This is a genomic window from Paenibacillus sp. 598K (assembly GCF_003851045.1).
Taxonomy (GTDB): domain Bacteria; phylum Bacillota; class Bacilli; order Paenibacillales; family Paenibacillaceae; genus Paenibacillus_D.
The window spans coordinates 18,162-35,357 of the sequence record NZ_BFBX01000030.1 but is presented as its reverse complement, the minus strand read 5'-3'; the positions used below and the strand labels follow the sequence as shown (position 1 = coordinate 35,357).

The 17,196-nt window shown below is 59.3% G+C and carries 14 protein-coding genes; 8 read left to right on the top strand and 6 right to left on the bottom strand.

The genetic code is table 11. From position 1 onward, the window contains the following. Positions 1-266: 266 nt before the first annotated feature. Positions 267-983, bottom strand: coding sequence for a copper amine oxidase N-terminal domain-containing protein (locus PA598K_RS10430; RefSeq protein WP_128656888.1), 717 nt, complete (start codon positions 981-983; stop codon positions 267-269). Positions 984-1,065: 82 nt separating this feature from the next. Next, positions 1,066-2,331, bottom strand: coding sequence for a copper amine oxidase N-terminal domain-containing protein (locus tag PA598K_RS10425; protein ID WP_185601810.1), 1,266 nt, complete (start codon positions 2,329-2,331; stop codon positions 1,066-1,068). Between the two features lie 286 nt (positions 2,332-2,617). Between PA598K_RS10425 and PA598K_RS36120 the strand changes: the two genes are divergently transcribed. Then, positions 2,618-2,800, top strand: a complete 183-nt coding sequence (locus PA598K_RS36120; protein ID WP_185601808.1) for a hypothetical protein — start codon at positions 2,618-2,620, stop codon at positions 2,798-2,800. Positions 2,801-3,063: 263 nt separating this feature from the next. Here PA598K_RS36120 and PA598K_RS10420 read toward each other — a convergent pair whose 3' ends face one another. The 3 genes from PA598K_RS10420 to PA598K_RS10410 form a co-directional block, all read right to left on the bottom strand. After that, positions 3,064-5,406, bottom strand: a complete 2,343-nt coding sequence (locus tag PA598K_RS10420; RefSeq protein WP_128656886.1) for a HelD family protein — start codon at positions 5,404-5,406, stop codon at positions 3,064-3,066. Positions 5,407-5,671: 265 nt separating this feature from the next. Beyond that, positions 5,672-7,306, bottom strand: coding sequence for an AraC family transcriptional regulator (locus PA598K_RS10415; RefSeq protein ID WP_185601806.1), 1,635 nt, complete (start codon positions 7,304-7,306; stop codon positions 5,672-5,674). A gap of 111 nt (positions 7,307-7,417) precedes the next feature. Continuing rightward, complete coding sequence (locus tag PA598K_RS10410; protein ID WP_128656884.1) at positions 7,418-8,449, bottom strand: ABC transporter substrate-binding protein; 1,032 nt, start codon at positions 8,447-8,449, stop codon at positions 7,418-7,420. A gap of 227 nt (positions 8,450-8,676) precedes the next feature. On the opposite strand from PA598K_RS10410, the gene PA598K_RS10405 reads away from it, so the two are divergent. The 6 genes from PA598K_RS10405 (at position 8,677) to PA598K_RS10380 (ending at position 15,332) form a co-directional block, all read left to right on the top strand. Further along, positions 8,677-9,039, top strand: coding sequence for a BlaI/MecI/CopY family transcriptional regulator (locus PA598K_RS10405; RefSeq protein WP_128656883.1), 363 nt, complete (start codon positions 8,677-8,679; stop codon positions 9,037-9,039). A 2-nt stretch (positions 9,040-9,041) separates the two neighbouring features. Further along, entirely contained in the window at positions 9,042-11,060 is a 2,019-nt protein-coding gene (locus PA598K_RS10400) for a M56 family metallopeptidase (protein ID WP_128656882.1), read from the top strand. A gap of 148 nt (positions 11,061-11,208) precedes the next feature. Next, complete coding sequence (locus PA598K_RS10395; protein WP_128656881.1) at positions 11,209-12,387, top strand: SMI1/KNR4 family protein; 1,179 nt, start codon at positions 11,209-11,211, stop codon at positions 12,385-12,387. A gap of 41 nt (positions 12,388-12,428) precedes the next feature. Next, the gene (locus PA598K_RS10390) at positions 12,429-12,881 is read left to right on the top strand and encodes an SMI1/KNR4 family protein (RefSeq protein ID WP_128656880.1); all 453 of its coding nucleotides are present in this window, start codon (positions 12,429-12,431) and stop codon (positions 12,879-12,881) included. Between the two features lie 246 nt (positions 12,882-13,127). Further along, a complete protein-coding gene (locus PA598K_RS10385) occupies positions 13,128-13,511 on the top strand; it encodes a hypothetical protein (protein WP_128656879.1) in 384 nt (127 codons plus the stop codon). Positions 13,512-13,928: 417 nt separating this feature from the next. Beyond that, positions 13,929-15,332 (top strand): ABC transporter substrate-binding protein, encoded by a 1,404-nt coding sequence (locus tag PA598K_RS10380; RefSeq protein WP_128656878.1) that lies wholly within the window; start codon positions 13,929-13,931, stop codon positions 15,330-15,332. 37 nt (positions 15,333-15,369) lie between these two features. On the opposite strand, the gene PA598K_RS10375 is transcribed toward PA598K_RS10380, so the two are convergent. Continuing rightward, positions 15,370-16,206: a helix-turn-helix transcriptional regulator gene (locus tag PA598K_RS10375; protein ID WP_260405347.1), complete on the bottom strand. Its 837-nt coding sequence runs from the start codon at positions 16,204-16,206 to the stop codon at positions 15,370-15,372. 210 nt (positions 16,207-16,416) lie between these two features. On the opposite strand from PA598K_RS10375, the gene PA598K_RS10370 reads away from it, so the two are divergent. Beyond that, a partial coding sequence (locus tag PA598K_RS10370) for a suppressor of fused domain protein (RefSeq protein ID WP_260405346.1) occupies positions 16,417-17,196 on the top strand: 780 nt, incomplete at its 3' end.

Below are 17,196 nucleotides of genomic sequence, written 5' to 3'. Positions count from 1 at the left end.
ATTTTAATGCAAAAGTGCAGTTATTTTTGGGAAAAGGCACATGAGGCGGCAATTTCACTCCGATTAACTGCACATTTGCATTTGTTTACCTTTTTCCATCTCGTTTCGCCGCAAATAAAGGTACTTTTGCATTTATCGCTATCCGGCCTTTGTCCCTGGAGACAGAGCAAGCCCGCCTTCTGGAGATGGCGGACTTGCTTGTCATGCGTGGATCCTTATGCGGTTGTCTTGCTTATGTGATGGTCTTGACTGTCGTTAGCTCTCCTTTAGCAGGGCTGCCATTCCAGACTGCCGCCGTATACCGGATGGTAGCGCCACACGGAGCACATCCGGTCGTTTCCGCCGCTCCCTCCGCCTGATCCGCCGCTTCCACCGGAGCCACCCGAACCGCCTGACCCGCCCGAATTACCTGAACCGCCGCTTCCGCTATCACTATTCTTGCGTTGCTCCTCCAGATACTGCTCGAACTTATCCAGCAGGTCTTGCTTGGCGATGTCCTTCTCCCCGAAGAAAGCGTCGCTATAGACCAGGACCTGGCGGCTATACGGGTCCCACAGCACCAGCGCCTTGCTGGCTTCGCTCACGAACCGGAGCGGTACGAGCGTATAGCCGTCGCGGACGGCCGCCGCCTCGGCCAGCGTGACGGAGGTGCCGTTGATGACGGCTTTTTTACTGCCGACGGTCAAGGATACCTCCAGTCCCGCACGGGTGCCGCGCACCGTTTTGGTGGACGCCTCCCATGCCAGTTCGATGCCTAGCGCCTCGAACAACGGCCGCATCGGGACCAAGGTCGTGCCGTTTTGAAGATAGGGTTTCGTACCGAGCTGCAGCTCTTTTTCATCGAATCGCACCTTAATGGCCGATTCTGCTGCGCGGCTCTGCTGTCCTCCCCACACCGACAGGACGAGCGTGACGATAAGCAAGCTCAGCAGGCTCTTGCGAGCCCATTTGGCGCGCAGACTTTCCCATTGATGCTGGATCACTGCCCCACACACACTCCTTTCTGAATACTACCAGTTAAAAGTTCCACACGTATATCGGCTTGGCATTGTCTGTACTTGTGCGTCAGTCGAGGTAGAAATTCTCTTCTCCAATCTGGATATCCTCGAGCGACCCGTCGTGGGCGAAGAAGAGCAGAAACTCCGAGCGCCCGTCGCTGTAAGCCAGCGTCAGCGTATTGCCGCTAATCTTGTACGAGCCGCTTGATGACGAACCAGTGCCGCCTGTCGTCGTGCCGCCGCCCTGGACGGTGCCGATCATCGTACGGTCGCTCTCGAAGGTGCCATTGGCGTTGAACTTCAGATGATACGTCCAGGAGGTCGAGCCGCCGCTGATGCCGACCAATCCGAAGAAGCCGCGATGGATGTATTCTTTGGAGAGCATCAGATTGTCCCCGACCGGCTTCACGCGATCCAGCTCCACATCGTTAATGATCAGCTTGCCGTTTTCGACCGCGATGGGCAGCGTCTCGCCGCCTTGAATCTTCAGTTGACCATTGCTAATCGTGTAACTGACGCACTTATCGACCGAGCAATTGATCGTCTCGGGTCCGCCTCGCTCGGGCGTGCCGATGACAAGCTTGTTGCCAGACAGGAAGGTGTAGAAGTCCCAGCACATGCCGCCGCATTCATATCCGCTCGAGTCGGGGCGGAAGCCGGCGTACATGCCCTGGAGCTTGCTCAGACTGACTTGATCGGACACGGCTGGCTTGTAGACGCCGCTGCCGCCGGGCTTGGCGGGGACGGGGACGGGCTTGATCGGCGTGTTGCCGTTGCCTGATCCCTGGCTGGCCTCGAGCTCTTTTTTGATGCGCTCCAGCTCTTGCTTGATTGCGGCTTCCACATCTTCGCGAGTGGCGCCTTGGGAGGTCCAGTACGCTTCTGTGAAGACGACCACCTGGGGCTTGTAGGGATTCCATCCGACGACGGCACCTGTTGATTCGCCGATAAAGCGCAGCGGCACCATCGTATTGCCATTGAGGATGAGCGGCGCTTGGCCGAGGGTCAGCGTCTGGCCGTTCACATCCGCCTGCGTGCTGCCGATCTTCATCGTAATACGCAGCCCCTCCTTGGTGCCGGTGATCGTCTTGGTCGTATTGTTATAGTCCAGCTTGAGACCCATGGCCTCGAATAGCGGTCGGAACTGTACGAGCGTCGAGCCGTTCTGGATGACCGGGTCGACGTCGAAGGTCAACGGCTTGGTGTCGAGTTGCACCTCGATGGTCTTGTTGGCAGCGGATGCGCTGCCGCTCCAGACGAGGATCAGGACGATGGCGCAGGCGAGGCTCCACAGCACGGATCTGCCGATCCGCCTCGGATGAGTAAGATACATGGGGATGACCACACTCCTTTGACAGATTATGCTATCCAGATTCTTAAGTAACCTTACCCCATATAGAGCATTCATAACAGGTGCAAGAGAATCAATACGAGCCCGTTGCGGGTGACGAACGTCCCGACTGAGGCGGGACAAGGGGGAATATCAGACAGATATTGACAATCTGATTGCTCATGATAGAATATGGATTCCTGTCATCTAACGGGACGTCGGAGCGAGGATCGCTCCGGCGATATACGAGGAGGTCGCCAAGCTGCTGCCGAAGGAAGAGCGGGGCGGGTTGCAACTGGTGCGCACGAAGAGCTGGACCGTGGGTGACATCCTCACTGCCGTTGCCGGAGCAGGACTTGGCTTGCGCGCCTTCGAGGAGCTCCCGGGCTCCGCTGATCCGCGTTTCCCGGAGTTTTACACGCTCGTCGCCGACCGTCTCGACGTTGATTTGCCGCCGCTGTATCCGGAGTGAATAGGTATCGGTGACGCAGGAGGAATGGAATCGGATAGCTCGTCCCATCGTTAATGTGGTCTGCGTGGCGAGGAAAGGGTTTGCGGCTGCGCCTGTCGTACCATTAGGATCGGGCTATGTCTCGCAGTACCGTTGTGAACACAAAAAGGGCCTCAAGCTCCGCTCAATCGTGGAGTTTGAGGCCCTCTTGGCATATGTGCGCTGTATGCTGTCAATTCCGGCATAAAGCACGGAGGGACATTGCGGTGCGGGGCCATTCCTAATCAGACTGCCCCCGCCTCTGCCAGCAGCGGCGATGCATCCTCGCCGCATATCAGCGCCAGTCGATGCAGCGCCCGGGTGCAGGCGACATAGAGCAGCTTGGCGTCCTCCGGCGTAGCCGTGTAGCGTCGGCTGTCCACGCCGCAGACAGCGACAGCGTCGAACTCGAGGCCCTTGGCCAGATGGGCTGGCAGGACGGTGATGCCGCCCGCGTAGCTGCGCTGGCCCTCGTCGATCAGGTGCAGCGTCAGCTCGGGGTCGGCCTCCGACAGCTCCTGGTGGAGACGCTGGCAGTCCTGCGGCGTCCGGCCGATCAGCGCGACGGTCTCCATGCCGCCCGCTCGGCACTCCCGGATGTAATCGAGCAACCAACCGATCTCCTCGTTGGCAGCAGGCGACTCGAGCCGCACCGGCTCGCCGCTGCGGAACACCGGCTCCGCTGCTCGCAAGCCTGTGCCGGTGTGCGGGATGAAGCGGTTGGCGAAGGCGATGATCTCCATCGTCGAGCGATAGCTGAGCCGCAGCTCGTGATACGAGCGGGCAGCCTCGGGGAAGATCGCGCTTAGCTCCTCCCATCTCCGCAGCCCCCGGTAGGCATGGATGCCCTGGGCGAGGTCGCCGAGGATCGTGAATGACGACTCGGCCATCCCTTCATTGAGCAAGGCAATCTGGAACGGCGAGAAATCCTGCGCTTCGTCGATGACGACATGGTCGAAGCGCGGTCCGCGCCAGCCGTGCAACGCGATATGCAGCAACGCCAGCGGCGGCAGATCCTCGGGGGCGACGGCTTTTTTCTTCAGCTGCCCGAGCGTCCTCTCCCGTAATCCGGCGGGCATCGCGAAGGCTGCGGAGGTATGTTGCTCCCCGGTAGCTGTACTGCCATCGGCAGGGTGTGCAGCGCCTGCAGCTGCTTTGTCGGTCGGGCTGCCGGCAGCTCCATCGCTAGCCTGCGGGGCTGTGCGGGAGTCGACAGGGTGTGTCGCTCTTGCAACGCCCGCGTCCATCGGCCCTCCGGCAGCTCCATCACTAGCCTGAGGGGCCGCAGTTTTGACGCTTGCGGCCCCATCAGCTCCCGACTCGGCCGTCCGTTCCAATATCCACCGGTAGACCGTCAGAGCGTCCGCTAAGGGCAGCTTCTTGGCATAGGCGCGCAGCCGGGTGCGGGCCGTCTTGGCGCGGTCCTTGCGCCGCTTCGGATCGGCGATCTCGCCGAGCGCCATCTCCATCCAGCGATTGATCCGCGCGAGCAGCCGCTCGCGGCGCGGGGCCAGCGGGTCGTAGCGGTACTCGACGTTGAACCATGTCGCGATCTGCTCATGGCGCAGCGTCATGCCCTCCCACGCTTCGAAGTCCCCGGGCGGCAGGAACGCTGCCTCATACTCCGGCAGCTGCGCCTCCAGCCATCGCTTGAAGGCCAGCGTGCCCTTGCAACGGCCGGGCGACGTCTCGTCGCTCGGCGGCCGCTGCCCCTCCAGGGCGAACCAATCCACCGCCTGTCGTCCGCTGGCAGGCTCGGCGAGCCGAACCTCGCCGCCCAGCAGCTCCAGCGCCCAGTCGGCGAAGGTCGTCTGCCGCACATCGCCGACGCCCAGCTCCGGCAGGACGCCGGAGATGTAGTCGAGGAACATCGCATTGGGCGCGAATACGATCATCCGCTCCGCCCGGATCTGACCCTGGTAGCGATAGAGCAGATAGGCGAGGCGGTGAAGCGCCACGGTTGTCTTGCCGGAGCCGGCGGCCCCCTGGATGATCAGCGCGACATTGCGCTCCGCGCGGATGATCCGGTCCTGCTCGGACTGGATCGTCGAGACGATGTCGCGCAGCTTGTTATCCTTGCGCTCGCCCAGCCGATAGAGCAGGAACTCGTCGCTCAGGCCGAGATTGTCGCCGCCCCGCTCGTAGCTGTCGACGACGCGCTGCAGCTGTCGACTGCGGATCGACAGATTGCGCTTGCGATACACCTCGCCCCGCACCTCGCCGTCCGGCGCTTCGTAGACGACCGCGTCCTCGCCGCCGCTGAACGAGTAGAACAGGCTCGCTACCGGCGCCCGCCAGTCGATGATATACGGCTGCAGTCCGCCCTCGCGGTCCATCCCGCGCTTGCCGATATACAGGACGGCGGGCTCCTCGGTCCCCTCCTCCTGGAAGTCCAGCCTGCCGAAGTAAGGCTCTTTCTCCAGGAGCTCCAGTCGCTCGCGCTGTTCCAGTCGACGCGCGTCCAGCACTTGCTCCAGGAAGTCGTCGCCGTAATACCGTCCCCTGATCCCCTCTAGCTGCCGCGCGATCTCGTGCTGCGCTTCTTCCAGCTTGGCGGCTTCCTCGCGGAAGGCCTGATTGTTTTCCACGTGTTTGACCTCCTTTTTCAAGTTGATGCCGCGGCTTTTGAGCCAGGTCTCTATTTTGGCATATTCGGAACAGAAAATGTAGACTTATAATTCGAATTCTGTTATGATGTTGAGTACAGGCTTGCCTAAAATAAATGGAACGTATGTTCCTCTGAATAATATGAATTGGATCGGCTAAGCAAACAGCCTCCGTCCTGCGCATTTGCAGGGGCGGGGGCTGTTTTTGATGTGAGGTTGGCATGCTTGATCCTGCCTGAGGGCGGACCTAAGTTGGTCCGATCCGGGCAGATGGGGCGGCGAGACATCGAACGACATCGTCGAGTTGGCCATCTACGGCGAGCGGGGTATACATCCACCACCGGTCGAAGGAGAGGAGATGCGCCGTGTCTTGACGCACAGCGCGCAGGCTCCGCCATGCTTCTGATCGTCGCAGCTTGCGGAAGGTCTGTTGCGCAAGCCTGCCCTCACGTCCGCTCACCATGACAAACATCCGATCCGCATCATACAGGTGCAGCGATTCGTAGGGAAGTTTTTCGGAGTAAGCGTTCGTACCGTTATAGGTCTCCAGGAATTGCTGCACGAGCGGATGAGGCGTCAGCCCGAGAGATTCGTACAGGACATGTCCCATATTGCGATTGCCCGCCAACCGGAAGCCATCCGACTCTAGCAGGAGAGCGGCACAAGACTCGCCAGCGCCGATAACGGCCAGCGCCTCCTGCCGGACGCGTCCGATTTTCTCCCGGTGCTCCTCTGTCCATATTAGACCTTCCCTACGTTTGTCGATAACGGCTGACACGCTGTCGAGCTGTTGGTAGACATCCTGGGTTTGCCAAGGGATACGGACCACCTCGGCGATATCCGAGCATTGCTTGTACTCTCCCGGCGTCATATGCTCGTAGCCGAGGATGAGGTCCGGCTCCATGGCCCGGATCGCCTCGATATCGCACGGGGACCATTGGAACGACTGCATATCCGACAGGTAAGGCCGGACATACGCGTTCTCGAAGAGGTGATAATCCGGCGCTCCGATGGGGGTCAGTCCGAGCGCGAGGAGGTGAGAGGTATACAGCAGACCGATGACGCGCGGCTGGCGCTTGCGCAAGTATACCGTCGGCGATACGCCCTCCTGCTGCTTGAAGCGACGGCTAAAATAAAACTCATCCTTGAATCCTACCTGATGGGCAATCGATAGCATGTCCCGAGAGGATGTGTGCAACAGCGTCTTGGCGCGCTCGATACGGACCTGATGCACATAATCCATTGGGCTGGTCCCGGTGATCTGCCTGAAGATATGATTGTATTGTCGGATGCTGACGCAGGCCATCACTGCCAGGTCGGATAGTTTGATCTGCTGGCGATAGTGTGCGTGGATATAATCTATCGTCTGCTTCACGGCTTCTCTGGAATTGGTCGGGGCGGCGATGGATGACTGTAGGACGACATGATAAAGGCAGTCCTGCACCAGAATATGGCGTCGGAATCGATCCATTCTCGTGCCGGCACTGCAGGCCTCCAGCGATTCGAAGAGCTGCAGGAAGAAGGACAAAGGCTTGAGCGGAATCGTCCGCCCGGCGATACTGGACAAGGCTCCGCTCTGCGGCGGATCGTCCCCGCTCGTCACGACTTCGAAAGCAAGGGCATGCGCGTACAGACTCGTGCCGGGTTGCGGCTCAAGCTCGACTCTAGTGCCTGGTGTAAAGACGATGCCCTGACTCGGATGCAACAAGATACGCCCCCCGTCGATGATCAACGCGACGTTCCCCTCCACGACAACCCACAAGAGGTGCGTCTGGGGAGTAAAAGGCGGCAAGGGCATACTCAGGTCGAGCTTATGTGTCCGCTGATCTACCCAGCGAAAGCGCCATTCATCGATTCGTTCGTCGGCTGTCTCCGCGTTCACAGGCTCGTCTCCTCCCGATAGATCACCATCGTCCTCATTGTTCATTGATTGTACGATATTCGGACACAACAGAGAAGCCCCCTGAGACAGAGGACTTCTGGAAATGGAGCGTTATTTCGCTATCTGGAACAGGGCAACAGCTTTGTCCAGCAGTGCGTCGGTGGAGAACAAGGTGTAGGACCACCATTGATCGTGAGGTACGACAAACACTTGATTTTTTTGGACGGCAGGCAGCGTTTTCCATAGACTGGACTGCTGCATTTCTTCGAAGAAATCTGTCGATCCTGGCTGGGTATCGTTAACCTTTACAATGAGATAATCCGCGGTTAGCTCCGGCAGCATCTCCAGCGACTGTCCGTCTGTATAGACCAGATAACCTTCGTTTTTGTCGATCGCCTCCTGCACGAAGGGCAGGCGTTTGAGTCCCAACAGATCATGCAGCACATATCCCATATTGCGATTGCCCGCTACCTGGAACGATTGCTTGATGATCTCGATTGCTGCCACTGTCGCGCCCGGTTCGACGAGCTTGCTGATCTCTTCTTTGCGCTGCGACGCTTTGGCGTCATGGGCTGCAATCCAACGCTCGGCCTCCTCCTGCTTGTCGATGATGTCGCTGATGTAGCGTAATTGATCGTACAGATTCGCTTCCCACGGATAGAGGACTGTCGGCGCGATCTGCTCCAGTTGGGCCACGATATCCTCCGAGACGAAGGAAGAGGCAATGATAAGATCGGGTTGCAGCTCCAGGATGGCCTCCATATTGGGAGGATAGTCGCCGGCAATCTTGATCTGATCGGCGTATCCGCGCAGATAATAATCCTGTTCGATCTCGTATTGCAGACCGCCTACCGGCGTGACCCCGAGCGCCAGCAATTGCGTACTTGCGCTGATGGAGAAGATGCGTTGCGGGTTCACAGGGATTTCCTTGACTCCGACAGTGTCGGTGAAGGACTTGGTCTCCGGCGCTTGGCTAGTCGTCGAGCTGTCATCCGTGCTGGTAGATTCGTTTTGGTTTGGCGTAGCGGGTGGAGTGCCTGCGTCTGTGCCGTTGGTCGACGGGGTGCTGCATCCGGCGAATATTAGGGTCAAGAGCAGGATGAGCGCTCCCGAGCGCAGCAAGTGGACAGATCCCCTTTTCATGATGTTAATCTCCTCGCTTCAAGTTAATAATGAGAATCAATCTCGATGAACCTATGATACCCAACAGGCTTCGGTCTTGCACATGGATAATTAGGCGATTTTGTTTAGACAATTCGGCTGAGATCGTTAGACCCTATCCGTCAAGAATATTGCGATTGACTATGGTGGTTTATAGTTATAAACTAAAAGCGTAGGTTTACAACTATAAACCAGACGGAGGCGGAGTAATGGAACATCTGAAGCTATGCGAGAGCGACTATCGGTTCATGCTGGTCGTGTGGGACCACGAGCCGTTGCCATCGGGTCAGCTGGTGACGCTGTGCGCGGAGCGGCTCGGCTGGAAAAAGCCGACGACGTATACGGTACTGAGGAAGCTATGCGAGAGGGGCATGCTGCAAAACGTCGATACGGTCGTCAGCGCACGGGTGCCCAGAGAGCAGGTGCAGGCGGTGGAGAGCGAGTATTTTATCGATCGAACCTTCGGCGGCTCCTTGCCGCAGTTCCTCGCGACCTTTTTTGGCAATCGGAAGATCTCCAAGGCTGAGGCCGAGGAGCTGAAGCGGCTCATCGACGAGCATAGGGAGGACTAGCGATGGAGACTCTCTTCCTTACGATCGTCAATATGAGTCTCACCGCCTCGTATGTGATCGCGATCGTGCTGCTCGTTCGTCTGTTGTTCAAACGCGCCCCCAAGAGATACGCTTACCTGCTATGGGCGGTCGTCCTGTTCCGGCTCGTCTGTCCGGTGGCGCTCAGCTCCGAGCTGAGCGTGTTTAATCTACCGTCCTTTGACATGAGGGTCGCACAGCAGGAGAGCGATGTCGCCCTGAGCTATATCCCGCCCGAGATCGGCACAGTCGAGCAACCGAAGATAACGATCGGGATTCCGGCGATGAATACGCAGATCAACGACAGTCTGCTAGCAGACACATCAGGTACATCAGGCACGTCAAGCACTCCGGTAGCGAGCGCACATCCGATGCAGCTCGCGCTGGCCTTGGCGACGGCGGTCTGGGGCATCGGCGCGGCGCTCCTGCTGTCCTATGGCGCAATCGCGTACTGGCGGCTGCATCGCCGTCTGGCGACGGCGGTCCGACTGGAGCCGGGTGTTTACGAGTCTGACCGGATCAGCTCGCCTTTTATCCTCGGACTGTTCCGGCCGCGCATCTACCTTCCCTTCGACCTGGAGGCGTCAGCCCGCGCATATGTCCTGCGCCATGAGCGGTGTCATCTTAGGCGGGGAGACCATCTGATCAAGGCGGCAGCGTTCCTCGTACTGGCGCTGCATTGGTTTAACCCGCTCGTATGGATCGCTTTTGGCCGTATGACCCGCGATATGGAGATGAGCTGCGACGAGCGTGTGTTGGCGGAGAGCGGTCCCGGCAGCGCCCAGGCGTACAGTGCCTGTCTGCTCGCGCTTGCGACCGATCGTCGGTTGCCCGCGGCGGGCCCGCTCGCCTTTGGCGAGTCGGTCATCGGCGAGCGCGTGAGGAACGCATTGCGCTACCGGCAGCCACGCCGATCACTTGTGGCAGCCTTTGCTGTCCTGTGCGCGCTCGTCATCGCGGCTTGCGCGACCAACCCTGCTGCCAGCAGCAGCAGCGGCGGGGAGGAGCGGAGCGACCTCTACGGCAGCTACCGCTTCCATAGTCAGGTCTACATGCATCCGCTCAGCTCCGCCTTTGCAGGAGAGGGGTACGAGGCGCAATATGTGCTGAGCGAGCATGCGCTCATCCTCGCAGACGATGTCCGGCGACAGGACGTGGAGATCGAGTGGCAGGACGGGCAGCTTATCGACGAGCAGACGTTCCGGGACGACTTTGGCCCGCTGAGCGAGGTTGGCGTGCCGGAGCTCCCGCCATACGGGGAATTGTATCGTTATGTGCTCAAAGAGGCGGGTGCTACTCCGGGCTACGCTCTCTATCTGGTCGGTGATGCGGTATGGCTGGCCGAGCTACGCGAGCTGGAGGCGCCGGAGAGGAAATTCCGGACGATCTGGAGCATCTTCGAGCTGACCAGGCAGGAGGAGCAACCGGTGCAGGAGGTGCAGCCTCATTCACTCGTCATCCGTGGGGACACACAGGACATCGACGAATTCATGGCGGCGCAGGGGCCATTCGAGTCAGGCTACGCGGACGATACCCCCTACAATATTACTTCGACTGCCATCCGGGAGGCCTCGGACTACCGCATCTTCAAGTATGACGTCTCTTCAGCATCGTTCCTGTTGCATGGAGGCGCGGCGCATCCGCTCGAGCCGTGGCTGGGCGGCTTCGGCGTGACGAGCATGGCGCTGGCCGACTTGAACGGCGATGGTCAGCAGGAGTTTTACTATACGTACAGTTGGGGCTCGGGGATGCATCGCTCGCAGATCGGCTACTACGACCCGGCGACAGGGCAGATGGAGACGCTGGCCTATGAGCTGCAGCAGCAGGAGATGATGGTGACGGCAAGCCCGGATGGCGGGCTGACGATCTGGCGAGCCAAGCTCGCGCCGGATTCGCGCTTCGTGGACTACACGATGACAGCGACGGAGCTGCTTGGTCGCCTCGTCTACGTCGACGGGACCGTCGAGTTGCGGGCGGAAGCGCCAGATTCAGACCACTCCTAGACCAGGATTAGGTCCGGATACCTTCTCCAGCCAGGACTAGGGATAGGCGCAGAGGCTAATTTTCAAATGGCTGTTATCCGCGCTATACTGGATTGGAAGGGCTTGGACTTATAGACATCTGAAGTTATATACCTGGAGGGATGTGCCTATGGAGGAGGAAATTCCGCTCGACCCGACGCCGCTGACGGAGGAGACCTTCTTCGTCTCGGCGGATCACTGGCGCTTCGATGCTGGCCGCGAGGCGATGGAGGGACGAGGCGTTTCCGTCGAGGCGCAGCCGCTAGGCGCGAGCGAGGAGGCGATCGCCGCCGCCGAGCAGCGGCTCGGCATCCGGCTGCCCGAGCTGCTGCGCCGATTGTACAACAGGATGGACGGGGGATATGTGGGCACGCTGTATGTGCCACTCAAGGAACAGCCTGCCTTGGTATATGACGATTGGCGCGGCGCGTTTGCGATCGATTACTCGAGCCTGTGCCCGGTAAGCAAGCTGCGCACGGTATATGAGCGCTATCAGGACTTCACCCATGACCCGGATGAGGAGCCGGAGCATGCGGATCGTCTGATCGTCCTGCAATCCCGCTACGGCGACATGACGCTGCTCGACTACTCGCAGCCGGGGGAGCCTCGCGTCGTGATCGCCGATTTTGACCAGCCGGAGGACCCGATCGACTGCGTGTTTCCGAGCTTTGATGCGTTCTTCGCCGCGCTGCGCCGCGTGCAGCCGGATTCGGATGAGTATGGCGAGGCCGGGCGATACCTCAGTCCGCCGCTTGGACTGCTGTCTGCCGAGCAGCGCCCGGCGGTCTTTTGGCTGACTGACCGACACCCTTTCGCTAATAGTGCGCGCTCCGGCGACGGCGGCTGGGAGCCGCAGCCGCAGGCAGACGATGAGCTGATCCGGGCGACCGAGGCGAGGCTTGGGTACGCGCTGCCGCCGCTCGTGCAGGCGATCTGGCGTACTCGCAACGGCGGCGTGCCGGCCTACCGCTTCTGGATCGGGGAGCATGATGGTCGGGCTGCCCGGCGCACCGCCTGGGAGGGACTAGCTCCGCTCGAGTATGTCGTCACACTGGCCGAGCTGTCGGCGCGCATCCGCTTCCCTGCGGGCGTCGAGCCCTGGGCAGCGAAGGCGGATCGCCCGGAGGCGCTGGTCGTGCTGGAGACGAGTCGCGGCGCGATGGTACTGCTCGATTACCGCCAGTCAGAGACCGACCCTGGCCTGCTCCTCGTCGACGATATGGAAGCGGCGTTGCCACTGGAGGCAGCGGTCCGCTTCGCCAGCTTCGAGACGTTCGTGCTGGAGCAATTGCGTAAGTTCCAACGCTAGGGCGTTACGTCACCCAATACTAGACGAAGAGGCGAAAGCTTATGACAACGGACTTTATCGAGCAGATTCATTCGCATTACGGCCTGGCCTTGCCGCAGACGTATCTTCAATTCCTGGCACAAGCGGGGGAGCAGGCATACGATCTGGTGGAGGACGGTGAGGTAGAGGAGTGGGAGCTGCGCTTCATGGCGCTCGACGATCAGTATCTGGCCAATACGGCGGATCTGGTCGATCCGGTTAATCCGGATCCGACGCGACTCGTCCCGTTCGCATGGAGCGTCAGCAGCGGCAGCAATTATCTGTTCGATTATCGCGGCAACGCAGACGAGCCGACCGTCGTCGTCATCGAGCATGAGATGGCGATGGTGTGGGAGGATGCCCAGGACGAGGCGTCGTCGCCGGAGGAGGCGCAGCAGCTGATGGACGACAATGTGCGAGAGATTGCGCCGAATTTTGCAAGCCTCGTCGCCAGATTGCGGCCGAACGAAGGGTAAGCAAGCGTGCTACAAGAGCACTCGCCCCGACATCCGGCATGAGTCGCCAATGTTTCACAATCGTCGGCAATGTTCCACATGGAACAATTTTCGCGTTTGTCGATTGGTGACCGTTGACGTAGGCTGAGTGCCTGAATAGATAGCATTCGGGCCCATTGACCGTATCGATACGATCATGGGGGGCGGGATTACACGAGTTTTCCCTGTAGCCGCAGGTTACAGAGTACCAATCCAGGAGGAATCATGATGGCACAAGACAACTTGCAGGGCAACGGCATCGTCTATACCGTGCGTACACAACATAAAGACTATCCGCACGAGGAGATCAATGCGTCGCTCATCCGCGATATTATCCAGGATTTCCTGACCGATGGCGACGATGATTTTTTCGTCCTCGAGCCTGACCAGCCAATCCAAGGCAGTATCTATATGCAAGCGATCGGCGACCCGGAGGGCAGCGGCGGCATCCTCTCCGAGGTGCGGATCGTCCAGGACGATGAGTCGTTTCAGCATTACAGCTATCTCTCCGCTGACCCGGCTGAGGCCGTCAGCATCTTCCTGGCGTACTGGGAGACGCAGCAATTGCCCGACCTGTCAGGATGGACGGATATTACGGCTGAGTTCGAATAAACAATCATCGCAGACATTCCCCGTAGACGAGCGGCCTCTGGCCGGCATGCGACATGCCAGCCAGAGGCCGTTTCGGCGTTGTTTGGGTGCTCCAGTGCACCTTTCTTCCCTTGCACGAATGCTCCGGCGCAGCTCGGACGCTCCAGTACCCCCTTTGTTCCGCAGCACGCAGAAGACGGCTCCTATCTGACGGGACCCATCTGACGATCCCCATTCCCACGGTCCGAGCCCATGCGAGCACTGCGTGTCGACCATCGAACGACACGGCTTGTCTAGCCGTGCAGCATGCTGTCGAACAGTTATGTTGACTTCTCACAAATCCGGTTGAGAATGTCTATGGAGCGATACTGGAAACGCTTATATACTTTTTGAAAGCGCTACAAATAATTGCGATTACAGGGGAAGGGGTTAGTAGAAATGGCGTTTCGTAAATGGTGGGTCGTCTTGTGTGTCTTCGTATTGGTATTCGTGACCGCATGCAGCAGCGGCGGTGGAGGCGAGAGCGAGGGCGCAGGAGGAACAGAGGCAACGGGCGGCAACGATGTGGTCCAGGAGCAGCCGGCCAATGGGGAGGACGAAGCGGAGGCTGCCAATCCAGGCGCGACGCCGGAGATGGACTTCGATCTGGGCGGGCGTACGATCAAGCTCGTCTCCTGGTACGATGAGGCGATCCAGACAGACAGCCCTGACAGCATCCAGCGCAAGGAGAATCTCGACGCGCTGATGGAAAAGCATAACTTCACCGTCGAATATGTCATCGTCGATTACGGCGAATACCGCGACAAGATCGCCTCAACCTTGCTGGCGGGCGATCCGCTGGGCGATATTATCCGCGTCGCGCGGCCATGGATGATGCCGGGGCTGGTGAAGCAGGATTTATTCTGGCCTGTCGACGAGTACGTAACCAATGGCAATGCGTTCGTCCTGCAATACACGACGGATCACTCCCAGTTCGAGGGACGCGGCTACGGCTTCCGCATCGGCGTCAGTGGCGCAGCGTCCGGGGTATTCTACAACCGCACCCTGATGAACGAGTACGGCATGAAGCCGCTGCAGGAGTACGTAGATGAGGACAACTGGAACTGGGAGACGTTCATCCAGGTCGCCAAGGAAGGGAACAAGGACACGGACAACGACGGCAATCTCGATCGCTGGGGACTGGCGACTGCCTCGATGCTCATCCCGGCGCTGTCGTCCAATGAGACCGGAATCGTCCAGGGCAGCAAGCAGACGCTTGACGATCCGAAGACGCTTGAGTCGCTGGGCTTTATCTCCCGACTGGCCACGGAGAACATCGCGCGGCCGACGGAAGGCGGCGACTGGACGGAGCCCAAGCAGTTTTTCTTGCAGGGCAACACGTTGCTGTATCCCGGCATGGATTATGAGATCAACGACTTCAAAACCGATATGGGCGACTATGACATCGGCTTCCTGCCCTTCCCCAAAGGGCCAAGCGCTTCGAAATATCATACGTTTGTGACGATTCCTAACTACTACACGATCCCGAGAGCCGTCGACAATCCGGAGCAGCTCGTCTATCTATGGGAGAAGATCTACGACATCGAATCGATCTACGACTATCCGAAGCAAGGGGACCTGGAGAAGTTCTTCAGCAATGAAGCCGATATCCAAAATGCCAAAACCTCCTCCGACAGCATCCGGGTCATCGAGCAGATCGACTACTATCCATCCATGCCGTATTACGAGATGAGCGACGAGCTGGTCAACGGCGTATCCGTATCGACCGTGGTCGAGAAGTACAAAGGGCCGTTCCAGGCGGCGATCGATGAGGTATGGGAGGCTCCGGTCGGCGAGCAATAGGACGTATGCAGCTTAATTAGCGGCGTATTCCAACTATTCATAATGTCCGTTCCGAAGGGTATTGGGAAACCAGTGCCCTTTTGGTGTCTTCCAACACCTTTTTGGCCATCGAGGGCGGGTAGCCCTTGATCTGCTTGAAAAGATTGCTGAAGTAATACACGTCCTGGAAGCCGCAGCGCGTCGCCGTCTCGGTCACATTGAAATCGCCGGCCAGCAGCATCATCTCGGCGCTGTTGATCCGTATTCGGTTGACGTATTCCTTGTAGGACGATCCGGTATGCTGCTTGAACAGCTTGCCCAGATAGACCGGGTGGAGCTGGACGAGCTCAGCCATGTCGCTCAGCTGCAGCGGCTCGGCATAGTGGTCGGTAATGTAGTCGATGACTTTTTTGACGCGCGGGTCGGTGCGGCTCGACGCCTGCATGTAATAGTTGGTGAGCAGGGAGTGCAGGATCAGCTCGAACAGCGCCCGCGCCCGGATCATATAGAAAGGCTGCTTGTCCATCCACACTTGCTTGAAGTCGCGGATATAAGTCAGGATCTCCTTGGTGATCATCTTCTTGGTGACGATGCCGAACGGCAGAGAGACATGATTATGCGGACCTGCCCAGTGGAAGTTAAACGGGTAGGCGTGCATTGGCGCGTCTGCGAATGTATGCGCTTCCCTGACGCTGCCGCCGGGTACGTACAGCAGGTCCCCTGCCTCCACGGTGTAGGCCTCGCCGTTGATCACGTAACGGGCCTTGCCGCCGATAACGAAGGTCAGATCGTGGAACCCGATCTTGCGCCTTTCGATCGTCCAGTCGGGGAAGCACTTGCGGTCGACAAACAAAAACACGTTGGGCACCAGATGATGGAACAGTGGATTGTCCAAGACCGTCACCTCCTACTTGAAATATAGCGATTTCCTGCTCGAATAGCAATGCGATGCAAGCGAGATCGCTTGCATCGGAAGCTTTGCTCTATGACGGCAAGCGGTCTGTCGGGGGCGGCGCGAAAATTGTCATGAGCCTGCTTTGACCTCGCGCGGGGTGGTAATGATACAATAGCTGTAAAACCAATTGTTGGACAGGAGGAGAAAGTGATGAACGAGGAAGTGGAAGCAATCGGATGGGAGGCCATCGATGGCGCGTTGCAGCCGATATACGGGGAGCAGGAGCCGCTTCATTATGCGAGCGCGCTGCCCTATATGCTGGGAGGCAATGACCCGCTCGCTGGCATCAGCGTCTATCGGGCCGAGCAGCCGTCTCCGCATTGGCATGTCGTGACGTACGGATTTTCCGATCTGTACGAGAAGGAGGGCAACGACCCGGAGATCAGCGGTTACGGCTTCGAGCTGACGATGCGGCTGACGCGCCGACCGGATGAGGAGCAGCCACCGGCCTGGGCGATCAATATGCTGCAAAACCTGGCGCGTTACGTGTTCGGCAGCGGCAATGTGTTCTCCTCCGGCCATCACCTCGATGCCAACGGTCCGATTAAGCTGGGCTCCGACACCAAGCTGACGGCGCTCGCCTTCATCACCGATCCCGAGCTGGGCGAGATCGAGACGCCCAATGGCAAGGTCGCGTTCGTGCAGGCGGTCGGCATCACGGCCGATGAGCTGGAGGCGACGCAGATGTGGAATACGCTCGGGGTGCTGCGCGTGCTGGGAGAGACTTATCCGCTGTACATGACTGATCTGGACCGGGACAGCATCCTGAGCCGTCCCGAGGCGGCGGAGGCGATCCGCGCAGGCAGCGCCAGCGAAGGCTCCAGCACCGGCTTCCTGTATGTCGATCAGCTCGGCTGGGAGCGGGGAGCAGGAGAGGCGACGCTGCGGCTCGGGGCCAAGCAGGCGGAGGTGCTCGCCAAGCTGCTGCAG